The organism is Paenibacillus mangrovi (assembly GCF_022898935.1).
Taxonomy (GTDB): Bacteria; Bacillota; Bacilli; order Paenibacillales; family Paenibacillaceae; genus Paenibacillus_AQ; species Paenibacillus_AQ mangrovi.
Genome location: NZ_JALIRP010000020.1, coordinates 12,569 through 36,269 on the forward strand (window position 1 = coordinate 12,569; position 23,701 = coordinate 36,269).

Sequence of the window (23,701 nt, forward strand, 5' to 3'; positions counted from 1 at the left end):
GTCCGCTTGAACAACAATGCGCCATTTGAAATCAAATGGCACAAAGTGGGTAATACGGCATCTATATAGAGTGAACTTTTAACAAAAAAGTCCATTCTACAGAGACAAAACCGCCTGAAAAACAGGCAAATTTTGCCTCAAAAAACAAAAAAAGTGACACCCGTAGGACGGGGCACTTTTTATTATTTTACGCATATTTAAATCTCAATCATAAGCCCATGCAATAGTTTACTCTGTGCCTTGTTCCCTGTCAAGAGAGAAAGACAAACGTATTAATAATTAGTCTTTGTCAGAGTCGTCGGAGTCGTCGGATTCTTCGTCATCCTCGTCGAGATCTTCTTCTTCCTCGTCGAGATCTTCTTCCATGATGCCGTCATCCTCAGCCTCATCCTCGGAATCCTCGTCGGTGTAGATATCGTCATGGTCCTCATCGATGCGGTCGAAATCCTCGTCGCTGTCATCCACGCTGAAGCTATCGTCCTCATCAGCATAGTCGTCATCCTCATCCTCGTCATCGTCATCGTTGATGATGCGCGGACGCTTGGAGCTTGCAATCGGATCCTCGGAGCGGTCGATCGGATACCAACGTTTCAGTCCCCAAAGATTCGTTCCGACGCAGGCAAAACGGCCGTCGATATTAATTTCTGTATATAGCTGCGCAACGGTATCTTGAATTTCTTCTTCCGTCAAGCCGCGAAGCTTGGCAACCTCTTTCATCAGGTCAAGATAATAAAATGGCGTATTCGCTGCCTTCAGTACGGCAAAAGCCAAATCCACCAATGGCATTTCCCTGATCTTTTCAGGGTCCAGCTTTAATTGGAGTGAGTTACTCACTAACGGACACTTCCTCTCACGCAATGTTCACTTATACGGAAATCTTGAAGTTGTTCAGCCCGTATAACATCCTACTTTATAACAACATATCCATTATCAAAACTAAGTAAAACCTATTTAGAAATAAATTGCAAGTTTTAATGTTGTGAACAAGCGTACCTCCATCCAAACAAAAAAAGGCAGGGTAGCCCCTGCCCTTTGACTGTATCCATCCCGAAAGGGCCTGCCCACCGGGAATTTCGAAAAGAACGGCAATCGTCTCTTCCATTTATTCTATGTCCTTGTGCAGCTTTTGACATTAAGGTAGAACCCATTTTCCATAAAAAACGTAATTGGGCGCACATACCAGGTAGACAGACTTTTCCCCTCGAGTATCGAATTACTTTCGTTCCACTAAAAATTTATAACTTCTATATCCTTAAAAAGGGCAAGTTCCCACTCGAAGCAGCCGCCTCTCACATACAATGCAAAAGCAGGGTTCATTATGAGGGGGACTGCCCAATATGGACTACACCGGATTTATACAGATGCTGCTTGAGAACATGGAGAGTCCCGCACCATCCGGAGCCAAACGAATACTCACTTTTGTAAATCCCCGGCATTATGACGGTTTCCAACAAACATGGCAGGAACTCAAAGCCCACCATCCTGATTGGCCCGATCTATCGTCGTCCCATCTGCTGAAATCCGTCTTGACGCCCCTTATCGGCAACACAAAACATCTGGATTCTTATAAAAATGACATTCTTATCGAAGAAGACAGCTTGATCCAGGTGCACACTCTACCAAACAAAGTCGATCAAGGCCCGGGCATTCCCTATGGCGTCAAGCAAATACAGGCCCCCAAGGCTTGGTCTACTTCAACCGGATACCGGGTAAAAATCGGCGTGATCGACACTGGCGCCGACTACTACCATCCCGATCTCAGGGAATCGCTGGCAAAAGGGATCAATCTGCTGAACCGGCATTTAATACCATTCGATGACAATGGCCATGGAACTCATATCGCAGGTACAATTGCGGCTGCCAACAGTACAAAGGGTATGATCGGTGTAGCACCGCGGGCCACGATTTATCCGGTCAAAGCGTTTGACCATAACGGCTCTGCCTATGTATCCGACATCATTCAGGGAATCGACTGGTGTATCCGCAACCGCATGAATATCATCAATATGAGCTTTGGCATGAAGACACGCAGCAAGGCCTTGCTCGATATAGTGAATAAAGCCTACCTATCCGGCATCTTCATTGTCGCTTCGTCCGGCAATGACGGAAAGCGGCGGAACATCGACTATCCAGCAAAATACCCGCAAACGATCTCGGTTGGGGCAACAGACCGGCACCGGCGCATCGCCAGTTTCAGCAACCGCGGTGAGTTTATTGATATTTATGCGCCTGGAGACAAAATTATCTCATGCTGGACTCATGGCAAATATCACGAGATGAGCGGCACTTCCATGGCAACCTCCCATGTGAGCGGCTCCATTGCGCTATTGCTTGCGCAGAATCCCGATCTACAGATCGATGAGATCAAAGCTCTGCTTCTGGAAACCGCCACACCGCTGCGAAGCAAAAAGGGACAGCGGCGATCAACCGAGGGGCTGGAAGTCAATGCACTCAAGCTGCTGAAGGAAGGCATGAAAAGAAAACCGCTAAATTCACAATCTTAAAAGCCGTCCCTGCTGACTGACAGCAGGAACGGCTTTTTAACTGATTCACCAAATTTTCTCTTTTCAATCTTACATTTGTTCCGGTGCACTTACACCAACCAGTTTAAGCACATTGGCGATAACTGTACGAACCGCTCCCAGCAGGGCAAAACGAGCCTGCGTTTGTGCAGCATCCTCGGTAATGACGCGCTGTGCTCTATAGTAGCTGTGGAACAGCGACGCCAGGTCATAGACATAGCGGATCATACGATGTGGTGCATAGTTGGCAGCCGCTGTAGCAATCTCCTCAGAGAGTTCACCGATTTTGCGGAGTAGATCATATTCATGCTCGGTACTCAGCAGACTGAGATCAACTTCAGACAGCGGCAGCAGTGTAACGCCCTGTTCCTCAGCTTGGCGGTAGATGCTGCAAATCCTGGCATGCGCATACTGAACATAGAATACCGGATTTTCATTAGATGTCGAAATCGCCAGATCCATGTCAAAATCCAGATGCGAATCCATGCTGCGCATAGTAAAGAAATAACGGATTGCATCGATGCCGACTTCCTCCATCAGATCCTCCATCGTGACGGCTTTACCTGTCCGTTTGGACATTTTCACCTTTTCTCCGTTTTGGAACAGGCTGACCATTTGAGCAATCAAAACCGTCAATTTTTCCGGATCATAGCCAATGGCCTCCATGGCTGCCTTCATCCGTGGGATGTATCCATGGTGGTCGGCACCCCAAATATTAATCAGGCGGTCATAACCCCGCTCGTATTTGTTGCGGTGATAAGCGATGTCAGGCGTCAAATAGGTATAGGTGCCGTCATTCTTCACAAGCACGCGGTCCTTGTCGTCGCCGTAATCGGTGGTGCGAAGCCATGTTGCTCCGTCTTGTTCATATACTTGTCCCTTGGATTTCAGTTCATTCAGGGATTCCACAACCAGTCCTTTTTGATAAAGCGAGGTTTCGCTGAACCACTCATCAAAATGGACTCTGAACCGGCTCAGATCGCGCTTGATCTTATTAAGCTCCTTTTCTAGTCCGTACTGGCGGAAAAACGCCGAGCGCTCTCCCGGGTCCATCTGTAGCAAAGAATCGCCCTTCTCGGCAACTAGCTCCTTGGCAAAGCCCTTAATGTCTTCACCATGATATCCGTCCTCAGGCATCTCGGCATTGTGTCCAAGCTCCTGCAGATAACGGGCTTCAATGGATTTACACAGGTTCTCCACCTGGTTGCCGGCATCGTTGATGTAATATTCACGTGTCACTTCATATCCCGCAAAGTCGAGCAGATTACATAGTGCATCCCCTACCGCTGCACCACGAGCATGGCCCAGATGCAGGCTGCCTGTCGGATTGGCGCTGACGAACTCCACCTGAACCTTTTGTCCTTGACCCAGACTAATGCGACCGTAGTTCTCACCCTGTTCATGAACCTGCTGTACCACCGGGTACAGGTAGCTTTTATTGAGCGTAAAGTTGATAAAGCCCGGGCCGGCAATGTCAGCTTTTTCAATAGAAGCCTTCTTCATGTCGAAATGCTCCAAAATCGCCTCGGCGATCTGGCGTGGATTTTTCTTGGCAATCCGTGTCAGCTGCATCGCAGCATTTGTCGCCAAATCCCCGTGGGACTTGTCCTTCGGCACTTCCAGCGCGAAAACCGGTAGCTCTTCACGGCTCACGATACCTGCAGCGACTACGGCATCAGCAAGCGCTTCGGTCACCAGCTGGTTAATATGTTCTAATGGATTGGTTGTCATTGATTATCCTCCTGTATATGCAAACTAATGTCGAAATGTCCCGTACATTCCTCGTAGACGTAAAGGTCATACGCCCAGGCAATCATGCCTGTTGACCCGCTGGCCCATTCGATCTTGAGTGAGCTTGTCTGTGTTGATAGATTAAATGAGGTATATGGCGAGCGGTAAAAACCCGGCAGCATATGTCCTTCCTGAAAGGTTTGCTCCGATTCCACCGCACCGTGACGGATCATTTTCAGACTATCTTGAGTAATCTTCAGCAGCGTCCGGGTCTTCTTCCCCTGCAAATCCGCTTCCGGCTCCTCATATTTGAGATAGAGCGCACCGCCGCGTTCAAACACTTCAGCTTCTGTTTCCTGTACCACATTCTTACCTTCATGTCGGCTTTGAAGACGAACGCGGACCCTTCTAGCTTCTTGCATAAGTATACGGCTCCATTCTGTTCTTTCCTATTGTAATACTATATCCAGTTCCCTGGTTCAATTCAACCATATCCGCTTATAAAAAAGCACCCTTACGTTCAGCGAGGGCGGACTTGCGTCCGTATCTCCTGTTTCCCGTAAAGGTGCTTTTTAACAAATTTTATTTTACAAAACCGAGCAGCATTTCGCGGATCAGCTTGGCTGCCACGATTTGCGTCTGCTGCGTTGGATCATAGATCGGCGCCACTTCTACCAGATCGCACCCTACCACGTTAACGGCAGAGCCTGCAATCAGGTGCACGGCTTCCAGCAGCTCTTTGGAGGTGATGCCTCCCGCTTCGGCTGTGCCTGTGCCTGGAGCCGCGGACGGATCCAATACGTCGATATCAATCGTAACGTATACCGGACGATTGCCCATTTTCGGAAGGGCCTCCTTCAGCGGTGCAGCCACATCAAACGGATGGAAGTTGATGTTATCATGGCCGAATTTGAACTCTTCGCGCGAACCGGAACGGATACCAAACTGGTAAATGTTCTTGCCGCCCATAAGCCCAGCCGCCTTACGGACAGGCGTAGAGTGCGAAAGCGGCTCGCCTTCGTACTGCTCGCGTAAATCTGCATGCGCATCAATATGGATCAGAATAAGATCCGGATATTTAGCGTACATCTGCTCGATGATCGGCCAGGTCACCAGATGCTCCCCGCCCAGACCGATCGGGAATTTGCCGTCATCCAGCAGCTTGCCTACGTACTCGCGGATAATGTCCAGACTACGTGCCGCATTGCCGAAAGGCAGCAGCAGGTCGCCGGCATCGAAATATGTCATGTCGTCAATGCTTTTGTCCAGGTAAGGACTGTATTCTTCCAGACCAACGGAAGCCTGACGAATATGGGATGGGCCAAAGCGCGATCCCGGACGGAAGCTGACGGTAAAGTCCATCGGCATGCCGTAAATCACGGCCTTGGAGCCTTCGTAATCCTCGGAGCTGCAAATAAATACATTGCCGGAGTAAGCTTGATCCAGTTTCATCGTGTGAAATCCCCCTTACTTCGTCAAATCTTCCACAAATTTAGGCAGCACGAACGCTGCTTTATGCAGACGAGGCGTGTAATACTTCGTATCTATTTCTGGAATATCCGCTTCGTTTACTTCGAGCGGATCATATTTTTTGCTGCCCATCGTAAATGTCCACAGACCGCTTGGGTAAGTAGGAATGTTGGCGCCATATACACGCACGATCGGGAAAATCTCCTTTACGTCACTGTTTACCTTTTGAATCAGGTCAGCCTTGAACCAAGGGTTGTCCGTTTGGGCCACGAAAATACCGTCATCCTTCAGCGCTTCATAGATGCCTTGATAGAAACCGCGCTCAAACAGCGGAGCAGCAGGGCCTACCGGCTCAGTGGAGTCAACCATGATAACGTCATATTCGTTTTTGTGTTCATGAATATGCATGAAACCATCGTTCACATGAACTTCTACCCGTGGATCCTCAAGCTTGCCAGCGATCGACGGGAGATATTTTTTCGAATATTCGATAACTTTGCCGTCGATGTCCACCAGCACCGCTTTTTCCACTTCCGGATGCTTGATGATTTCGCGGATGACGCCGCCGTCACCACCGCCGACAACCAGCACATGCTTAGGATTCGGATGCGTATTGAGCACAGGGTGCGCTACCATTTCATGATAAACGAACTCATCCTTCTCGGTAGTCATTACCATACCGTCCAGTAAAAGCATATTTCCAAATTCTTCAGTCTCCACCATAGCCAGATCCTGAAAATCGGTTTTCTCATTTACATACGTTTGTTTGATTTTAGCCGTAATCCCGAAAGCGGGGGTCTGCTTCTCCGTGAACCACAATTCCATCGTTATTACCTTCTTTCCGCTAGAATAGAGGGGATTTAATTCAGTTGTTTAGATCTCCCGGATGATTCCCGGTCTGGCTGAATCCCCGCCTTGTCATAAGACAAAGTTCATACTTTTACATTGTACCAAACTATAGATGTATAAACACATCCTTTGAATTATACGCGATGTAAGAAATAACTGTAAAGATACAGTTTCTCGCTCTTTTTATAACAAAATATTGCAGATGGCCTTCCTTGGAAATCGTCGATTTCTGCAGTTATTTGTCCTTTATCCACGCGTTTATATCCCTGCCTGTGAATATCTCCGCATCTCCTTCCCCATAATAAATGTATATAAATGGAAGGGGCGAGAGCGCATGCCGCAACCACGTCATAAGAAAACGAAACAAAAGAGCCGGTTTGCTGCATTCATCAAGTTGATGCTGGTCATGACCATGGCCGCGCTTGTTGCCGCGGGGATATTGCTGGGATATCTGTATCAAAAAAGCCTTCCTGTCGCCGACGCCGACCGCAATTCCCGCTTACTCGACAGCCAGGGCAGCATTATCGCGACCTTCTCGGCAAGCGGACGCAGCTATGATCCCGTACCCCTCAAACAAATTTCTCCAAAACTGATTCAAGCAACACTGTCGGTAGAAGACCGGAAATTTTATGACCATATCGGATTTGACCTGAAAGGCATGGCCCGAGCGATCCTCGTAAATCTGAAGGAAATGGACCGGGCACAGGGAGCCAGTACACTTACTCAACAGCTTGCCCGCAATCTGTATTTGTCTCATGCCAAAACCTGGACCCGTAAGATCAAGGAAGCCATGTATACTGCCCAACTCGAGATGAAGTACAGCAAAGACGAAATTCTGCAGATGTACCTGAATGAGATTTATTACGGCCATGGGGCTTATGGGATTGAAGCTGCCTCGCAGATGTATTTCGGCAAGCCAGCGTCTCAGCTCGATCTAGCGGAAAGCGCCATGCTGGCTGGCATTCCGAAAGGCCCAACCTATTATTCCCCATATAACCATATGGATAATGCCAAGAAGCGGCAAAAGATTGTTCTCGGTACCATGGTGGAAACTGGAGATATTACGCAGCAGGAAGCAGACCAGGCTGCAGCCGAGGCGCTGCTCTTCAAGCCGCAGGGTCAGCAGCAGATAAGCGTGTCCGCTCCTTTTTTCCGCGACTATGTCAAAAATCTCGTCACGACTCAGCTAGGCATCACCGAAGAGCAGCTAGATCATGGCGGGCTTAATATTTATACGACGCTAGATGCCCATGCACAGGCTGCAGCGGAGGGTGCAGTTGCTCAAAACATGGACTCCCAGAGCGAGCTGGAAACGGCGCTTATATCCATTGACCCCCGTACAGGCTATGTCAAAGCCATGGTCGGCGGCAAAAATTATAAAACCAGCCAGTTTAACCATGCACTCGCCAAAACACGCCAGCCGGGATCTTCCTTTAAACCGGTCATGTATTTAACCGCCTTGTCTTCCAAGATGATGACCGGACTCAGTACCTTTAATAGTGAACCGACCCTTTTCCACTATGACAATAACCGTAAGACGTACCAGCCCAGCAATTTCGGTGGAAAATATTTGGGCGAGATCAACATGCAGGAGGCGATCGCAGCCTCGGACAATATTTATGCGGTGAATACACTCCTAAAGGTAGGGGCCGACAACGTCATTGCTACGGCCCGGAAGCTCGGCATTGTCAGCCCGCTTAGGCCCGTACCGTCGCTGGCACTAGGCACCTCCCCCATCAGTCCGTTCGAGATGGCGTCCGCCTTCGCCGTGATGAGCAACGCTGGCAAGCGCATGCCTCCCGTCGCTGTTCTTCGAATTACGGATGCTGCAGGCGAAGTGCTGTATCAGGCCCCGGAAGCAACCGGGGAGCAGGCGGTCGATCCTGCGGCCGCCTATGTGCTAACGCATCTGATGGAAAGTGTATTCGAATCCGGGGGAACCGGCAGCCGGGTCTCCTCTATGATCAAGCGTCCTGTCGCAGGCAAAACCGGCACGACGAATACCGACGCCTGGATGGTCGGGTATACACCGGAGCTGGCGACAGCCGTTTGGGTCGGATATGACAAAGGCCGTGATATTACAACGCTCGACGGACACCGGGCTGCACCGATTTTTGCCCAGTACACCGAAAAAGCTTTGGAAAGTGTGCCTCCAAAGATTTTTGCGATCCCAAGCGGGGTGGTGACCGTATATGTGGATGAATCGTCAGGCAAGCTGGCTACCGCTGATTGTCCGGACAAGAAGCTTGAAGTGTTCATCGCCGGCACAGAACCTACCGAATACTGTTCGCTTCACGGGGGAGAGAAAAAGCAGCCTGACGAACAAACTGGCAATCCTGAAGAGCACTCCTGGTGGGGTGATTTCAAACGGTGGCTGACCCAATAAACCTTTATGTCAAAAGGCCTTCCTGCGGTCATTCATGTGCCCCAGGCAAGGCCTTCTCTTCTCATCCGACTATGCTAGACCTCTCCGGAGCCGCATGATACATTAGGAATGCATCCAAGATATGGGTGATAGAATGGTTATCATATTTTCTATATAAAGGAGACTCCGAATGGCCAAAAAAACCCTATGGATCCTCGGTAGTATCGTACTCGCCGCCGTTTTGTTTGTCGGAGGATTTTTGCTATACGTGACACTGAACGACTATAAGCCTGCTCCAACCGAACCGATTGCAATCGAGAGTAATCAGGACCGCGTGCTGAAGAAGGGGGAATCCTTCACTTTAACGACGTTTAATATCGGATATGCCGGGCTGGACAAGAATCAAGACTTTTTCATGGATGGCGGGACTCATTCACGCTCGAGCAGCAAGAAGCAGACACTCGCCAATTTGAAGGGTATACAATCGTTTTTAAGCAGCCGTCATTCCGATATGTATTTTCTTCAAGAGGTGGATGTTAAATCTTCGCGTAGTTATGACATCAACGAGGTCGCTGAGCTGCAAAAATCGCTTCAGGGCTACAGCTTCTCCTACGCTGACAATTACAAGGTTCCGTGGGTGCCTGTTCCAGTATTTCATCCCTTAGGCCATACCCATAGCGGAATCATGACTCTCTCTTCTTATAAAAGCACCAGCGCCACACGGTTTGATCTTCCTGGTAATGAAAAATGGCCGCAGCAGCTGTTTGATTTGGATCGTGCCTTCATTGAAAACCGGATTCCTGTGGAAAATGGCAAAGAGCTGGTTCTCGTCAACCTTCACCTGTCTGCTTTTGATAAAGGCGGCAAAATCCGCAAGCAGCAGCTGCAGTTTGTGGGTGACTATATAAAGAAGGAAACGGAAAAAGGCAATTATCTGATTGTGGGCGGTGACTGGAACCACTCACTGCCCGGTACCGATCCCAAGGCATTTCCAGCGACTCAGGGCTGGCCGGATTGGCTGCAGCCTTTTCCGGAAAGCTTCAAGCCGGAAGGCTTTCAGTGGGCTGTGGATAAAAACACACCATCTGTTCGAACCGTTGATGTACCTTATCAGGAGGGCGTGAATTTCCGGGCCGTTATAGACGGATTTCTAGTTTCCCCGAATGTCGAGATTATTAAAGTTCAAGGCCATGACCTGAAACATGAGTACAGTGACCATAACCCGGTTACAGCCGAGTTTAAATTGAAATAAAAGGTGATTCTCCTTTTCAATTCAAAAGGGCCTGCCCTACTCTTGTTGTTCACAACAAGCAGTCGGCAGACCCTTTTATTCTTTGATATCGGCAGATGAGTCTTCTAAGCCTCCAGCGCTTGCTTCAGCTCTTCTGGCGACTTCTCCCACCATTCTTCGTTATGCGAAACAAGCAGGTCCTTCAGCAGCTTCTTCTCCTCGGCTCCAAGCTCATCCAGCATAAATTTACGCTTGAGCGCAGCATCCATCTGGTTCACATGTTGCGCGAGAATTTTCCAGCCCCGGCGCTCTTCCTCATCAATCCACATTTCGCTGGCAGTTGCCCCGCCGTAAAATTGACCTTCCGCATCGCGGTCGACCGCCACCCAAACAATCCACACCTGGCGTCCGTTCGGCACATCCTCACGGTTTGTGGAGAAACGGATCCGGCGCTCCGGCTTGCTTTTGGCATGCATCGCGCCGATATCAATGCTTGCTACCCCGCGGTCAATAATGACCGGTGAAATATTATTCAAATCAATAGAGCCAGCGCCAAAGCCCATTTTATGCTTACTCTTGCCGCTGACAATGTTGAGTGCGATTTGTTTTTTACCGATTTGCTCCTTGTTATCCATTGGCGTAGTTCCTCCTATTAAGAAAAATGTCTATCCGTAATGAACTTTAGTTCAATTTATCTACCAACTTAATTTTATTTTAACTAATAATCACTGGAAAGCCAACATATACATGCTGTAGATGCTTGTCAACGGGAGGTATTCGTATATGGCTCCAGCACGCGCCAAAACCATCATTTCTTCATTACTTGTCCTTTGTCTCCTGCTTGCGGGAACAGGGTGGCTCATCTTCAGGGATACTCTGGAATCACAGCCCTCGTATGCTCCGAATCAGGCCAAGCCTCCCAAGGTACCCGCTCCGATCGTTCAGCAGGAACCTGTACAGAAACCAACGGCCGAGATTCTCAGCAAACGAGTTGTGGAATACCATATCGACACGACACTCGATCCTGATAACCGCATCATCAAAGGAACCCAGACACTTACATGGATCCACCCCGGCAAAAAAACGGTGAACGAGCTGTACTTCCATCTGTATCCCAACGCCTTCTCATCTATGGACTCCACGTTTATGAAAGAATCCGGAGGCAAGCTCCGGAATGACACGATGCCTTCGGATGGCTTTGGCTCCATGACCATTACGGATATGAAAACCGCCGATGGCCTTTCACTGATGCACCGTATCCAGTATGTCCAGCCTGATGACGGCAATGCCAAGGACAAGACCCTTATCAAGGTCCGGCTTCCCAAACCGGTCAAGAGCGGTGAAAGCATTACCCTCAGCATCCAGTTTGAGGTCAAACTCCCCAAAATATTCGCCCGGATGGGCACAGCAGACGATTTTGTCATGGCTGGACAATGGTTCCCCAAGATCTGCGTCTATGAGCCTACAGGTGTAAGAGGCCGGACGACAGAAGGCTGGAACCTACATCAGTACCATGGAAACTCCGAGTTTTACGCCGACTTTGGCATCTACAACGTCCGCATTCACGTGCCGGACAACTATATCGTAGCCGCCTCCGGATTTCCGGTGAATTCCCAGGTACGGAACAAGGAAAAAATCTACCAGTTCTACGCTGACGATGTTCACGACTTCGCCTGGTCAGCTTCACCGAACTTCATATTCGCTGAAGAGCCTTTCTCCTCGGCGGAGGTTCCGGGCGTAAGAATCAAGCTGTATTTGGACCCTGCCCATAAAGACTTGAAAGAGCGGTACTTCTTTGCCGCGAAAGCCGCACTCAAATATTTCAGCAAATGGTACGGTTCCTATCCTTACTCCACCTTGTCCATTGTTGTACCGCCTGAATCAGGCAACGGAGCTGGCGGGATGGAGTATCCGACCCTGGTCACCGCCTTCGGGGCAAAGGATGATTCGCCCGGCTACGATCTGGAACGGACCGTTATCCATGAGATCGGGCATCAATATTTTTACGGCATGCTGGCCAGCAATGAATTTGAAGAAGCTTGGCTGGATGAAGGCTTTACCTCTTATGCGGAGGATAAGCTCATGGAACAGGAATACGGTGTCATTCCGAACCTGCCTGTACAGGCATCTCTGATCTCCTCACCGATGTCACTGACACAGGATGCGTGGAAATACGGCTCGCAGGATCAATATGCACTAAATGTATATTACCGCGCCAAGCTGCTGCTGAAAGGAATGGAACAGCAGGTCGGAGCCCAGACGATGAGCAAGATTATGAGCACCTATGCCAAAAAGTATCGGTTCAAGCATCCGACAACAGCTGATTTTCAAAAAGTGGTCGAGCAGGTCACCCGTAAATCCTGGCAAACCTTCTTTGACCAATATATTTATGGCAGCGAGATGGCCGATTTCGCAGTCGACTCCATCTCCGTACGCAAAAAAGATGGTGATGCATCGCCGATCTACGAATCCACCGTCAAGATATCGAAGAAGGGCGGAGACTTCCCGGAAGTGCCGGTACTGTTCACCTTTACGGATGGTCACACACTGAACAAGGTCTGGAACGGCTCAGGCGACAGCGCCGAGTTCAAACTCGAATATAGCGCTCCTCTAGCCTGGGCGATGGTGGATCCGCAGTACTCGATTGTGATGGAGAACAAACATATTAACAACTATTTAAAAGCGGATATGGATAAAAAGGTTCTGATCCGCTGGAACGTGAGTATCACCAAGCTGATTGAGACTCTGCTTGGAAGTCTGTCCTGGTGAGGTGAGAACCGATGAAATCCCATATTTCAAGTGGCTGGAAAAGTCTTAAAAATCAATTTTATATCGTCATCATTCTCTTTCTGTACCAGCTCATCTGGGGCTACTTTCTGTACCGTGTGGTCCATTCAGCTGTCACGCCGCTTCTGATGCGTTATCCCGACCCTCCGCCTAATGAGCTGAGCCAGCTGCTCTACTATTTTGAAGGAAAAATGAGCATATCCACCAGCAGCACCGTGCACTCGTATCTCTGGATTTTGCTAGGCATGTTTGTACTGCGTATGCTGTTTACACCCTTCATAAATGCAGGGATATTTTACGGACTGCACCGGGAACGTGAAGGCGAACTCGGACTGTTTTTCTTCCAGGGAATGAAGCTTCATGGCAAGGTGGTGTTCCTGTTCCACTTGGTTGAATGGTTATTGATCGCGATACCCGCTTACTGGATCATTCCAAAGGCTTATGAGACGCTTCTAAGAGGAGCGCAGCTGCAAACGATCGCTCTGCAGGTCCTTCCCTTTGTGGGAGCCTGGCTTCTATACAGCTATATAGTTCATCAGCTCGTGCTCTTCATGCAGTTCGGCAAGACCGGCGGTACCGGCTTCCTTGCTCCTTTATGGCTCTGCCTGCGGGGTGCGCTGTCTCTCGTCGGCATCTCACTCGTCCTTGGAGCATTGACTCTACTTCTGTTCAGTGTCTGTACAGGCATATCACTTATATGGGCCGGCATACTGTCGCTGATCCTTCAGCAGGGATATCATCTGATTAGCTGCGTGATGAAGATATGGTGCATTTCAGCCAAATTCGACCTTTGGCATCAGCAAGCTTATAAACATGCGGAAAAATGAAAATTTATGGTTAATTTTTTGTCATCACTTCAACTCGCTGATAGAAGAAAAACCCCACCCTTTTTGATGAAAAGGGCTGGGGTTTTATTGTTTTAAAGTACCGGATGTATTTGCCAAAACACCTTTCCTCTGGTACAATTATCCGGGTACGAACATAGTAACAACTTTGTAATTTTTGCTGTAACTATTCAAACTGTGCTGTAACGATTTTTCAACAACAAATTCCAATTGATAAGATACTATTTGCTGTTACTTACTTTCAGGTGCTCGATTAGGGCCGAATTCCTTGGCACCGGGAAGCGGGGGAACCACTTTGGGTGAATTGATCTCGCAACAGAGGGATCATAGGGGACGACCTTCTACCGAATCCTTAAGCTAACCTCGCAGGCAACCGGAAGGGGTTTATTTTTTTGAAAAAGAAGTTTGCAGCAGTGGCGCTTGGATTCACGCTTATATTCTCGATGGGAACCAGTGTATTCGCGGATTCATCTCTGAACAATGTCGTCCATAAAACCATCGGAGTCAGCTATAAAACAGGGGGAACCACCACAAGTGGGTTCGACTGTTCCGGATATACACAGTATGTGTATAAAAAACTGGGTATTTCCATTCCACGCCAATCCAGCGCTCAGTATAAAAAAGGCACCTCCGTCTCCAAGAGCAATTTGAAACCCGGAGATCTGGTATTCTTCAATACGACTGGCGCAGGCGTTTCACATGTCGGAGTCTACGTCGGAAATGGACAATTTGCACATTCATCCTCTTCTAAGGGTGTTACCATCAGCAAGCTAAGCAACAGTTATTTTGCCCCCCGCTACGTTGGCGCCAAACGAATCATGAGTCCCACGAAATATAAAGCGGCCGTTTACAACTAATACTCACCCATAAACATATGAAGACAACATGCCCGCGATGAGATTTTTGCCGAAATCCCATTCGCGGGTTTCTTGTTACTTATTAAACGGATGAAACGGTCAAAAGGTAACAGATTTTCAAAAAATTTATATAAATTCTATAATCGCAAGAAAAACCACATCTAAACACGACCCTCGCTCCTGTGACTTTTTATTTGCCTGTCCAACAAATAAAGATCTTTTCCTGTAAAATGTTCTATAAAGCTCCTTCATTATTAATGATATTCGATTGTTTTTAGATCTTTTATGATAGAAACAATTGCCAAAGCGCTATTCCTTTGTTAAAATAAGTTCTGTTAGTAACAACTTTGTAATCTTTGCAGAACCGTTTGTAATAAAAGACGTTTCCTGAAGTATATAGTGTAAAGCACATGCCGAATTTCCTCACACTAGGGAAGCGGGGGAACCATTTACGGGTGAATTGATCTTGCAACAAAGGGATCATAGGGGACCTTCTACCGAATCCTTAAGCTAACCTCGCAGGCACCGGAAGGAGTATACTGGTTTGAAAAAGAAGCTAGCAGCAGCAGTTATGAGTTTTGCCATCGTACTTACCATTGGAACAGGAAGCGCTTTCGCGGATTCCAAAATGGACAAAGTCATCGATGATGTCATTGGCACGAAGTACAGAACCGGGGGAACCACCACAAACGGTTTTGACTGTTCCGGATTCACGATGTACGTATATAAGCAACTGGGCATTAATTTGCCGCATCAATCCGGATCGCAGTTCAGTATGGGCACTTCCGTTTCACGCAGCGACCTGAGAGCAGGAGATCTGGTATTCTTCAATACCTCCGGCCACGGCGTTTCCCATGTCGGAATCTATGTCGGCGATGGGAAATTTGCACACGCCTCTACTTCCCGTGGAGTTGTGATCAGTTCGCTTAGTGACAGCTACTACGCCAATCGCTACGTTGGCGCCAAACGGGTCATGAGCACGGATACTTATCAAACCGCCGCCGTTGATTCCGAAGACAATGATGACGTGCAATAATTTTTTTCTAATCATCTGCAAGGTTTGTACGACAGCCCGTACTTGAGGTTTTTGCCGAAATCTCAAGTAGCGGGTTTTTTTAGATATCTACTTCGATATACGTTTTTCTTGACATCCTGGTGCCGGTAAATAAACATGCGAGCATCATAAAAAATAAGGAATAGTTTATCAAAAATATTCAAATCCTACCTAGCAGCGCTGTCTCTTATGAAAGGAGGCTACGTGATGAGCGTTTCCAAACCTATTTTCTGTGTTGTACTCATGAGCCGCGAGCATGCCGAGACCTGCTGCAGCTGGAGGTATGAACCGCCCTATGACCGAATTTACGGCTGGCTTCCCTGGGAGCAGATGGAGGCGCTTGGTGTTGAGTTTGGCGATCCTGAAATACGGGAGCAGCAGTATATATCCATTTTGGACGCTGAGAACACCCTGTGTGGCTTTGCACAGCTCTTCCCTATGGTTAACGTCACCCGGCTGGGAATCGGTATGCGTCCAGATTTATGCGGTCTCGGAAGAGGTAAAGGCTTTGTAAATGCTGTCGTCGATGCGGCCAAGGCCCGTTATCCCGAGCTGCCTGTCGACCTTGAGGTCCAAGATTGGAATGAACGGGCTATACGCACCTATCTGAAGGCGGGATTTGTGATTACCGATACCTACGAAAAGCAGACCCCTGAGGGTATCGGGCGCTTTCACTGCATGGTCTATGGGGAAGATTGAAATACGTCAATGATAAATGGTACAAAATTGTGTATATTTGGTGGATTTACCCTACTTTCGTTTGCTTTTTTGTCACAAACTATTTGATGTACCAGCTTGTTCCGTTATAATGAAGAAATGAAGAACGTTTACATAGAAAGGACGAAAACGGATGCAAAAATGGATCATGAGCGGTATAGTAGCTATCGCATGCGTATTTGCCATTGTGCTTATGTTTACACTGCCTGGCAAAGAACAAGTAGCAGAACAAGAAAAACCAACCATGCCTCAAGTGACAATGGATGCTGCAGCGGCTGAAGCAACAATGAAAGCCCAAAGCTGCATTAGCTGCCACGGCGATCAACTGCAGGGCGGTGTCGGACCTAACCTGCAAAAAATCGGCTCCCAGCTTTCTGCCGAAGAAATCTATACAATTATTACTAAAGGTAAAGGTGGCATGCCTTCATTCAAAGACAAGCTGAAGAGTGAAGAAATCGCCAACGTAGCAGAGTGGCTTGCAGCCAAAAAATAATGATTTTTTTCCATAAAGAAATAAAACACGCTTTCATGTTCATGACCCTAAAGGTCTTGACCGAAGCGTGTTTTTTATTGTACCTATAAATTACCCTAACGTTTCTCACCCGAGCGCATTTTTTCGAACAATTCATTAAATTGATGGGCTTCCTTGATGTCGAGTGAGGTAATCCCGCCATCATCCCAGGAGGTCAGCCTGAGTGTCACGTTTTTATAATCAATCGTTATAAAGGGATGGTGATCGAACGCCTCCGATATGGTCGCAACCTCGTCGACAAATGAAATTCCCTTCATGAAGCTGGAAAAAATAAACTTGCGCACAATCCAGCGTCCCTCTTCCAGTTCCCAGCCTTCCAGCTTCGCTAAATGTGCATCTACTTCTTCGTGCGTATAAACCATATTCGATTTCCTCCTTGAAACCAAACATCCCTCAAGCAGAGCTTTAAGGATGCGTCTTTACCTGGATTTCTAACTTTTCCCATTGTATTCCGGTTACTGAATATTTATGAATATGGCCGTCTTTGAGTGTCAGACACTTGTTATATCTTATCACGCCCAGTAATCAAAAATCCATTCGGCGCACGGACTAGATCAGTGGGACTACAGTCAGTTCCTCATCCCCGATCAGAAGATTGATCCGGTGGTGATCCTTGTCATACATCACGACACCGCTTCCAACTTCAATAACAGGCTCGGTTCCGAGACCATAAAAAAGATCCTCCGCCAGCGCCTCATGCACTTCCCGCTTCTCCTCAGGGCTCAGCTGGTGCCATTCACTCGCTTCCATTTCGAAGAACAGATAACTGTCTGGAATTTCACCCACCGCATTCGTCAGATCTTTCAAAATTTCGCTATATTCACGACCATGCTTTACTCCCATGGCATTTCCCCTCCGCCCTAGTTACATATTCTTCTAGACTTTCGTAATTTTTATTCCCGCCGACGTTTTTTAATCTTTATAGTCCATTCTGTATAGGGTTAGACTTTATAAACTGGCCGATAAGACCAAGCAATGATAGGACTGATGAACCCCTCAATTTCATTATACAGGAAAAACCCCCTTAAAAAAAAAGAGAATCCTGACGATAAATAATATATTACGTTTCTTGTGCGACACACCATTTTTGCAAGGATGCAATCTTGGTGCACGAAAGGATTCAATTCTATTTCTCATGGATGAGGTGTGCAATGGAAATTTCAACAATTATCGGCCTGATACTCGGTGTACTTGCGGTCTTAGTCGGCATGATACTCAAAGGCGCTCCTTTGGTAGCCCTTTTGACCCCTGCTGCTTATGTTATTATCCTTGGGGGTACGGCCGCCACGTTATTCATTGGTTTTCCCATGTCGGAGATCAAAAAGTTCCCTAAGCTGCTGAAAATGGTATTCGTGAAGCAAAATCTGATAGAACGCCGTGATTTAATCACCACGTTCATGGAATGGGCCTCGATTACCCGCCGCGAAGGTCTGCTGGCGCTGGAAACCAGGGTTGAGGAAATCGATGACGATTTTCTACGGAACGGCATGCGGATGATTATCGACGGCAACGATCAGGATTTTGTACGTGACGTTTTAATGGAAGATATTGCGGCTACGGAAGAACGGCACCGTGCGGGTGCTTTGCTCTTTTCACAAGCCGGTATGTACGCTCCTTCCCTCGGTGTGCTCGGGGCCGTTATCGGTCTGATCGCCGCTCTGACCAAGATGGAGAATATGGGCGAGCTCGCTCATGCGATCGGTGCAGCGTTTATTGCAACACTTCTCGGTATTTTCACCGGCTACGTATTGTGGCATCCGATTTCCAACAAGTTGAAACGTTTGTCCAAAAAGGAAATCGAGCTGAAACTCATGATGATTGAAGGGCTGCTGTCCATTCAATCCGGTGTCTCAACCATTGCAATCAGCCAAAAGCTTTCGGTATTCCTAACCCCTTCCGAGCGTGCTCAAATGAATGAGAAGGAGGCTGCTGCAGGTGAACAAAAAGACTAGACATGAGCCTCATGAGGAGCACGCAGATGAATCGTGGCTCCTGCCCTATGCCGACCTTTTGACACTTCTGCTGGCCCTGTTCATCGTTATGTACGCCATGAGCGCTATTGACAGCAAGAAATTCGAGGAAATGAGCGAAGCTTTTAACTCGGCGTTCACCACCGGTAATGGTGTCCTGAGTTTCAATTCAGCTTTACCTTCGGACAAGAACATGGATAAAGGTAAAAAAGACAGCCACGAAAACATCTTGAACAATGCTGACAAGCAAAAGCAAAAATCCCAGCTCGCGAAGCAGGAACAAGAAGACATGGAGAAGCTGAAAAAGCAGCTGGATCAATATATTAACAACAACGGGCTGACCAATCTGCTGAATACAAAGCTGAATCAATCCCAGCTCACCATTACGATCAGCGACACTGCGTTATTCGCATCAGGCAGTGCAGTCGTGAAGCCGGAATCCAAGCAATTGGCGATCGCGATCAGTAATATGCTTCAGCAGTTCCCAACCTATAATGTCGTCGTATCTGGTCATACGGATAACGTACCGATCTCTAACAGTGAATATGCCTCCAACTGGGACCTCAGTTCCGACCGGGCGCTTCACTTTATGAAGATCCTGCTGCAAAACCCTAATCTGGATCCGGAGAAGTTTACATCGACTGCTTACGGGGAATATCATCCCATCGCATCTAACGTAACGGAAGAAGGCCGGGCGATAAACCGCCGGGTTGAGGTGTCCATTCTCCGCAAATATACAGACGTTACGCAGGAAACATCAGTTAAAACCAAATAAAATCCTTAAAAAGCAAAAAGCTGTATTAATCGTTATATACGATAAATACAGCTTTTAATCATTTTCGGATCATTTGACTCATCACGGCTGTTATTGAAGGTCATAGTTGAGCAGACCGCTGAGCTCCATTTTCTCGTCATCCGTCAGATCACGCCAGCTTCCTTTTTGCAGGGAACCGAGCTTAATATTCATGATCCGGATGCGCTGCAGCTTGCGCACGCTATAGCCGAATGCGCTGCACATCCGCCGGATCTGCCTGTTCTTCCCTTCCGTCAAAATGATTTTGAATACCCGCTCGGATATACGCGTAATCGTGCACGGAAGCGTCATTTCGCCCAGGATCTTTACGCCTCCAGCCATCCCTGTCAGAAAAGAAGTCGTAATTGGCTTGTCCACCGTAACGATGTATTCCTTCTCATGCTTGCCTTCCGACCGCAGGATTTTGTTAACGATGTCGCCGTCACTGGTCATTAGAATGAGGCCCTCTGAATCCTTATCCAGCCTTCCAATCGGAAAAATCCGCTCGGGGTGTCCGACAAAGTCTACAATGTTGCCCTTGATATGTTGCTCTGTCGTACTGGTGATGCCTACAGGCTTGTTCAGAGCGATATAGACGTGACTCTTCTTTTTCGCCTGCAGAGGCTGTCCACCTACGCGTACATCGTCTCCTTCCTCCGCCTGGCTCCCAAGAACCGCAGTGATGCCATTAATCGTTACTTTACCGCTTTCTACCCATTTATCCGCTTCACGGCGGGAGCAGAACCCCGTCTCGCTAATAAATTTGTTAATCCGCAATGGGTTCTTCCTCCTTATGATGATATCTGTAGGTTTGTTGCCTCACTCCTGCTAAAGGCAGAACGATGTCAACCCTTGTCCCTTTTCCGGGCTTACTGAATATTTCCAGCATACCCTTATGGCCTTCAATAATACCTTGGCTGATCATCAGCCCAAGACCGGTGCCTTTTTCCTTGCTGGTAAAGAATGGTTCTCCAAGCTTCGGCATCATATCGCTCGGTATGCCAATGCCCTGATCAGTAATTGTTATCCCTATTTCTTCTTGGTTTAACTGGAATAATTCGATCGTAATAACTCCACCGTCTTCTCCGTCTTCCATGGCTTCGATCGCGTTCTTAATGATGTTGATGAATACCTGTTTCATCTGGTTCTCTTCACAGTGCACTTTGAAATCTTCCGGCTCGAATTCAAATTTGAATTCAATGCCGAATAAATGCGCCTGGCTGTCGAGCAGAGAGATCACGCCATTCAGAATGCTCCGGATGCTTTTGATCTGAAACTGAACGGCCTGAGGCTTGGCCAGAATCAGAAACTCGCTGACAATCAGATTAATACGGTCGAGCTCTGACAGCATGATCTCGTTATGCTGTGGCGACAGTCGGTTAGTCTCCCGCTGTAGCTGCAGAAATCCGCGCAGGGTTGTCAGCGGGTTGCGTATTTCATGCGCCACGCCTGCGGCAAGCTGTCCAACCGTGGTCAGCTTCTCGGAGCGCCGCAAAAGCTCATCCATCTTGTTACGCTCCGTCATATCCCTTGATACGCTTATAAAAGAAGTAATATGCCCTTCCTCATCCTTTACAGGCGCTGTACTAATACTGACTTCGACCAGAGAGCCATCTCTTCTGAGGCGGAGGGTCTCTGTCGGAGGAAGCTGTTCTCCTCGCCTCAAGGCTTGAATATTCTGAGCTTCCTCGTTTTCGAGAAAATCGGGTACAATTTTCAGCTTCTTCCCAATAATCTCATGGCTTTTCCAGCCGTACAACTCCTCAAAAGCCTTATTCACCTGTAATACCCGCCCTGACCAATCCACGGTATGAATGGCATCGGCAATCTGCTGGATAATGGATTCCAAGTGATCTTTGACCGACTTATTTTCCTCTACTGCCTCCTTAAGCTGATTCGTGTAGTCACTGAGACTATCCGTCATCGAGTTGATCTTAGAGGACAAGAGCCCGAGTTCATCCTTGCTGTTGATGATCAGCGGCGTGTCAAAACGTCCTTCCGATACATCCTTGACTTTGACGAGTATCGACTTAATCGGACGGATAATGAAACCTGAAACTATGTAACTGCCAAGGATAATAATAATAAGCAGCGACGCCGATATTACGATATAGTTCACCAGCTGTCCTTTCAGAACTTGGGAGATCGCATTATAATCCATAACGATGCTGATAATATAAACCGATTGATCTGGGTTAAAGATCGGAATGAAGCTTTTCATCACCTTTTTACCATGAATCTTCGTATCAAATACAACGCTGTTCCCCGTTTCTATAGCCTGAGATACAGCTTTCGTGTCCTTGGCATCTTTATACGTATAGGTCCCGTACTGAATAGGGCGGTTGCGCAATTGGATATTATAACTGTCGAAACCTGTGGCTGATATGCCCTGGTTTCCGAATGCCTGGGGATTAATACATGTGATCTCCAGGATGTGCTTATTAACTTTCTTGGTTTTCTCTAGTACGGCTTCGGGGCCTACCTTTTTTTCATAATCGTTGATGGCATTGCTTCTTATATAAGGATTAATGATGTAGTTGCGTTTACCATCGTAATAATAGCCCCATTTGTCGATATAATCGGGACTCGAGGTTGAATATTCGAAAGGGCCTGTCCAGAACTTGTCCATGTACATCCCTTGGGAAACCGTGACTTCCTGCATGTTAAACAGCTGGTTAAAGGCTTTGTACCAGTATCCCCAGTCGCGTGTAGACATTCCCAGTTCATTGGGATCCGAGGATTTAATAATCATAATATCGTCCTCTGTACGTGCCATAAGGGAAATGTCGGTGACGCCGACTTCCTCGCTCAGTTTTTTAAGCTGTCTATTGTCTATATCATGATAGTCGTCCGGCAATTCCTTAGCTGCCAGAATAGAAGCCATTCTGAGCATCTCCCCGAGCTGCTTTTCCACATAATCCGAGCTGTATTGGCTTTGTTCTATGGTTGTAGCGATTTGCCTGGCAGTAATGAGCATTTTACTCTCACTGTCTTTTTTTAGATTCGCTTGTGTGGTGTAGAGACTTAGTAGTATGTACAACAATAATATCAATAGAAGCGAGCCAGACATGATCAGGGTTAGCTTATTTTTAATAGACAAAGGACCACCTCTTGGCACTGAAAGCTAAAAAACGTTCTTAATGGCAATGCATCTTCATCATAACCCCAAACCCTCTCATTTGAAAAGACTGCCCGAAAAACCGAATCGCTTCATATTACCGAAAAATAACGAAAATGAATCATATTAGATTGATATTCGGTTCATCCTTCTCTAAAATAAGAAGATGACTTATTAACTTTATACACATATCCACATTTTATTAGGAATAATTTGTGGATAAATCTGTGCGTAAACAAAAAGTTATCAACAAAAGTATTCACAGCATGTTAACAACCGAATGTTTGTTCGCTGAATAACCCGTTTTTAGAACAGAGGAGGCTTTTTACCTTGGAGGAACAGCAGAAACATCCTCTCATTGTGGATGAAACTGTGGATAAAGATGTGCATGAGCACTGGATGAGAGAAGCGATGACTCAGGCCAAACTGGCTGAAGATATTGGCGAAGTCCCCATCGGGGCTGTTATTGTGCGGGGTAACGAAATTATCGGACGCGGATACAATCTCAGGGAGACCTCCCAGGATGCCACGGCCCATGCAGAGATTGTAGCCATCCGGGAAGCGAGCCAAGCCATTGGTGCCTGGCGTCTGCTTGATTGCAAGCTCTATGTGACGCTTGAGCCTTGTCCGATGTGTGCAGGAGCTATTGTACAGTCCCGGATTCCTCAGGTGATCTATGGTACTGGAGACCCTAAAGCCGGGTGTGCCGGTACGCTGATGAACCTGCTGCAGGAACCGCGGTTTAATCACCGGACGGAGATCATTCAGGGTGTACTGCAGGAGGAATGCTCCTCTATGCTGACACAGTTTTTTCGCAAGCTGCGCCGGAAATGATGAGGATCAACAAACAAACAGCCTGA

General features: G+C 47.5%; 22 protein-coding genes and 2 riboswitches. Of the genes, 12 read left to right on the top strand and 10 right to left on the bottom strand.

Annotated elements, in window-relative coordinates:
* Positions 1-279: 279 nt before the first annotated feature.
* Positions 280-834 carry a DNA-directed RNA polymerase subunit delta gene (gene rpoE / locus MUG84_RS26230; RefSeq protein ID WP_244731118.1) on the bottom strand — a complete coding sequence of 185 codons (555 nt, stop codon included), beginning with the start codon at positions 832-834 and terminating at the stop codon, positions 280-282.
* A 503-nt stretch (positions 835-1,337) separates the two neighbouring features.
* Here rpoE and MUG84_RS26235 point away from each other — a divergent pair.
* Positions 1,338-2,504: a S8 family peptidase gene (locus MUG84_RS26235; protein ID WP_244731119.1), complete on the top strand. Its 1,167-nt coding sequence runs from the start codon at positions 1,338-1,340 to the stop codon at positions 2,502-2,504.
* 69 nt (positions 2,505-2,573) lie between these two features.
* Here the strand turns inward: MUG84_RS26235 and argS are convergent, their stop codons facing one another.
* The 4 genes from argS to speE all read right to left on the bottom strand — a co-directional run bounded on the left by argS (position 2,574) and on the right by speE (position 6,548).
* Positions 2,574-4,253, bottom strand: coding sequence for an arginine--tRNA ligase (gene argS, locus MUG84_RS26240; protein ID WP_244731120.1), 1,680 nt, complete (start codon positions 4,251-4,253; stop codon positions 2,574-2,576).
* Entirely contained in the window at positions 4,250-4,675 is a 426-nt protein-coding gene (locus MUG84_RS26245) for a YwiB family protein (protein ID WP_244731121.1), read from the bottom strand. Before MUG84_RS26245 ends, argS begins: the two co-directional genes overlap by 4 nt.
* A 160-nt stretch (positions 4,676-4,835) precedes the next feature.
* Positions 4,836-5,705, bottom strand: a complete 870-nt coding sequence (speB, locus tag MUG84_RS26250; RefSeq protein ID WP_244731122.1) for an agmatinase — start codon at positions 5,703-5,705, stop codon at positions 4,836-4,838.
* 15 nt (positions 5,706-5,720) lie between these two features.
* Positions 5,721-6,548, bottom strand: a complete 828-nt coding sequence (gene speE / locus MUG84_RS26255; RefSeq protein WP_244731123.1) for a polyamine aminopropyltransferase — start codon at positions 6,546-6,548, stop codon at positions 5,721-5,723.
* Positions 6,549-6,906: 358 nt separating this feature from the next.
* Between speE and MUG84_RS26260 the strand changes: the two genes are divergently transcribed.
* Together MUG84_RS26260 and MUG84_RS26265 are read left to right on the top strand one after the other, a co-directional pair.
* Positions 6,907-8,958, top strand: coding sequence for a transglycosylase domain-containing protein (locus MUG84_RS26260; RefSeq protein WP_244731124.1), 2,052 nt, complete (start codon positions 6,907-6,909; stop codon positions 8,956-8,958).
* A 169-nt stretch (positions 8,959-9,127) separates the two neighbouring features.
* The gene (locus tag MUG84_RS26265; protein ID WP_244731125.1) at positions 9,128-10,189 is read left to right on the top strand and encodes an endonuclease/exonuclease/phosphatase family protein; all 1,062 of its coding nucleotides are present in this window, start codon (positions 9,128-9,130) and stop codon (positions 10,187-10,189) included.
* 104 nt (positions 10,190-10,293) lie between these two features.
* Here the strand turns inward: MUG84_RS26265 and MUG84_RS26270 are convergent, their stop codons facing one another.
* Positions 10,294-10,803: a YwhD family protein gene (locus MUG84_RS26270; RefSeq protein ID WP_244731126.1), complete on the bottom strand. Its 510-nt coding sequence runs from the start codon at positions 10,801-10,803 to the stop codon at positions 10,294-10,296.
* Between the two features lie 148 nt (positions 10,804-10,951).
* Between MUG84_RS26270 and MUG84_RS26275 the strand changes: the two genes are divergently transcribed.
* The 6 genes from MUG84_RS26275 to MUG84_RS26300 all read left to right on the top strand — a co-directional run bounded on the left by MUG84_RS26275 (position 10,952) and on the right by MUG84_RS26300 (position 16,921).
* Positions 10,952-12,937: a M1 family metallopeptidase gene (locus MUG84_RS26275; protein WP_244731127.1), complete on the top strand. Its 1,986-nt coding sequence runs from the start codon at positions 10,952-10,954 to the stop codon at positions 12,935-12,937.
* A gap of 11 nt (positions 12,938-12,948) precedes the next feature.
* Entirely contained in the window at positions 12,949-13,782 is an 834-nt protein-coding gene (locus MUG84_RS26280) for a hypothetical protein (protein ID WP_244731128.1), read from the top strand.
* Between the two features lie 265 nt (positions 13,783-14,047).
* Positions 14,048-14,187, top strand: a riboswitch (cyclic di-AMP (ydaO/yuaA leader).
* A 5-nt stretch (positions 14,188-14,192) separates the two neighbouring features.
* Entirely contained in the window at positions 14,193-14,657 is a 465-nt protein-coding gene (locus MUG84_RS26285; protein WP_244731129.1) for a C40 family peptidase, read from the top strand.
* Positions 14,658-15,058: 401 nt separating this feature from the next.
* Positions 15,059-15,197: riboswitch (cyclic di-AMP (ydaO/yuaA leader) on the top strand.
* A 4-nt stretch (positions 15,198-15,201) separates the two neighbouring features.
* Positions 15,202-15,693, top strand: coding sequence for a C40 family peptidase (locus tag MUG84_RS26290; protein ID WP_425313285.1), 492 nt, complete (start codon positions 15,202-15,204; stop codon positions 15,691-15,693).
* Between the two features lie 225 nt (positions 15,694-15,918).
* Complete coding sequence (locus MUG84_RS26295; protein WP_244731130.1) at positions 15,919-16,410, top strand: GNAT family N-acetyltransferase; 492 nt, start codon at positions 15,919-15,921, stop codon at positions 16,408-16,410.
* Positions 16,411-16,561: 151 nt separating this feature from the next.
* A complete protein-coding gene (locus tag MUG84_RS26300; protein ID WP_244731131.1) occupies positions 16,562-16,921 on the top strand; it encodes a c-type cytochrome in 360 nt (119 codons plus the stop codon).
* A 95-nt stretch (positions 16,922-17,016) separates the two neighbouring features.
* Here MUG84_RS26300 and MUG84_RS26305 read toward each other — a convergent pair whose 3' ends face one another.
* Positions 17,017-17,322, bottom strand: a complete 306-nt coding sequence (locus MUG84_RS26305) for a 4a-hydroxytetrahydrobiopterin dehydratase (RefSeq protein WP_244731132.1) — start codon at positions 17,320-17,322, stop codon at positions 17,017-17,019.
* 187 nt (positions 17,323-17,509) lie between these two features.
* Entirely contained in the window at positions 17,510-17,803 is a 294-nt protein-coding gene (locus tag MUG84_RS26310) for a hypothetical protein (RefSeq protein WP_244731133.1), read from the bottom strand.
* 308 nt (positions 17,804-18,111) lie between these two features.
* Between MUG84_RS26310 and motA the strand changes: the two genes are divergently transcribed.
* The gene (gene motA / locus MUG84_RS26315) at positions 18,112-18,912 is read left to right on the top strand and encodes a flagellar motor stator protein MotA (protein ID WP_244731134.1); all 801 of its coding nucleotides are present in this window, start codon (positions 18,112-18,114) and stop codon (positions 18,910-18,912) included.
* On the top strand, positions 18,896-19,705 hold the full coding sequence (motB, locus tag MUG84_RS26320; RefSeq protein WP_244731135.1) for a flagellar motor protein MotB: 810 nt from the start codon (positions 18,896-18,898) through the stop codon (positions 19,703-19,705). The genes motA and motB overlap by 17 nt, the downstream gene beginning before the upstream one ends.
* Before the next feature lie 90 nt (positions 19,706-19,795).
* On the opposite strand, the gene rluF is transcribed toward motB, so the two are convergent.
* Positions 19,796-20,500 carry a 23S rRNA pseudouridine(2604) synthase RluF gene (gene rluF, locus MUG84_RS26325; RefSeq protein WP_244731136.1) on the bottom strand — a complete coding sequence of 235 codons (705 nt, stop codon included), beginning with the start codon at positions 20,498-20,500 and terminating at the stop codon, positions 19,796-19,798.
* Positions 20,490-22,823: a HAMP domain-containing sensor histidine kinase gene (locus MUG84_RS26330; protein WP_244731137.1), complete on the bottom strand. Its 2,334-nt coding sequence runs from the start codon at positions 22,821-22,823 to the stop codon at positions 20,490-20,492. Before MUG84_RS26330 ends, rluF begins: the two co-directional genes overlap by 11 nt.
* A gap of 348 nt (positions 22,824-23,171) precedes the next feature.
* Between MUG84_RS26330 and tadA the strand changes: the two genes are divergently transcribed.
* Positions 23,172-23,675, top strand: a complete 504-nt coding sequence (tadA, locus tag MUG84_RS26335; RefSeq protein ID WP_280521517.1) for a tRNA adenosine(34) deaminase TadA — start codon at positions 23,172-23,174, stop codon at positions 23,673-23,675.
* Positions 23,676-23,701: the final 26 nt, after the last annotated feature.

Excerpts from the sequence above, each read along its gene's own strand:
- MUG84_RS26235 (WP_244731119.1), top strand. The coding sequence starts at position 1,338 with ATGGACTACACCGGATTTATACAGATGCTGCTTGAGAACATGGAGAGT.
- argS (WP_244731120.1), bottom strand. The coding sequence starts at position 4,253 with ATGACAACCAATCCATTAGAACATATTAACCAGCTGGTGACCGAAGCG.
- MUG84_RS26245 (WP_244731121.1), bottom strand. The coding sequence starts at position 4,675 with ATGCAAGAAGCTAGAAGGGTCCGCGTTCGTCTTCAAAGCCGACATGAA.
- speB (WP_244731122.1), bottom strand. The coding sequence starts at position 5,705 with ATGAAACTGGATCAAGCTTACTCCGGCAATGTATTTATTTGCAGCTCC.
- speE (WP_244731123.1), bottom strand. The coding sequence starts at position 6,548 with ATGGAATTGTGGTTCACGGAGAAGCAGACCCCCGCTTTCGGGATTACG.
- MUG84_RS26260 (WP_244731124.1), top strand. The coding sequence starts at position 6,907 with ATGCCGCAACCACGTCATAAGAAAACGAAACAAAAGAGCCGGTTTGCT.
- MUG84_RS26265 (WP_244731125.1), top strand. The coding sequence starts at position 9,128 with ATGGCCAAAAAAACCCTATGGATCCTCGGTAGTATCGTACTCGCCGCC.
- MUG84_RS26270 (WP_244731126.1), bottom strand. The coding sequence starts at position 10,803 with ATGGATAACAAGGAGCAAATCGGTAAAAAACAAATCGCACTCAACATT.
- MUG84_RS26275 (WP_244731127.1), top strand. The coding sequence starts at position 10,952 with ATGGCTCCAGCACGCGCCAAAACCATCATTTCTTCATTACTTGTCCTT.
- MUG84_RS26280 (WP_244731128.1), top strand. The coding sequence starts at position 12,949 with ATGAAATCCCATATTTCAAGTGGCTGGAAAAGTCTTAAAAATCAATTT.
- MUG84_RS26295 (WP_244731130.1), top strand. The coding sequence starts at position 15,919 with ATGAGCGTTTCCAAACCTATTTTCTGTGTTGTACTCATGAGCCGCGAG.
- MUG84_RS26300 (WP_244731131.1), top strand. The coding sequence starts at position 16,562 with ATGCAAAAATGGATCATGAGCGGTATAGTAGCTATCGCATGCGTATTT.
- MUG84_RS26305 (WP_244731132.1), bottom strand. The coding sequence starts at position 17,322 with ATGGTTTATACGCACGAAGAAGTAGATGCACATTTAGCGAAGCTGGAA.
- MUG84_RS26310 (WP_244731133.1), bottom strand. The coding sequence starts at position 17,803 with ATGGGAGTAAAGCATGGTCGTGAATATAGCGAAATTTTGAAAGATCTG.
- motA (WP_244731134.1), top strand. The coding sequence starts at position 18,112 with ATGGAAATTTCAACAATTATCGGCCTGATACTCGGTGTACTTGCGGTC.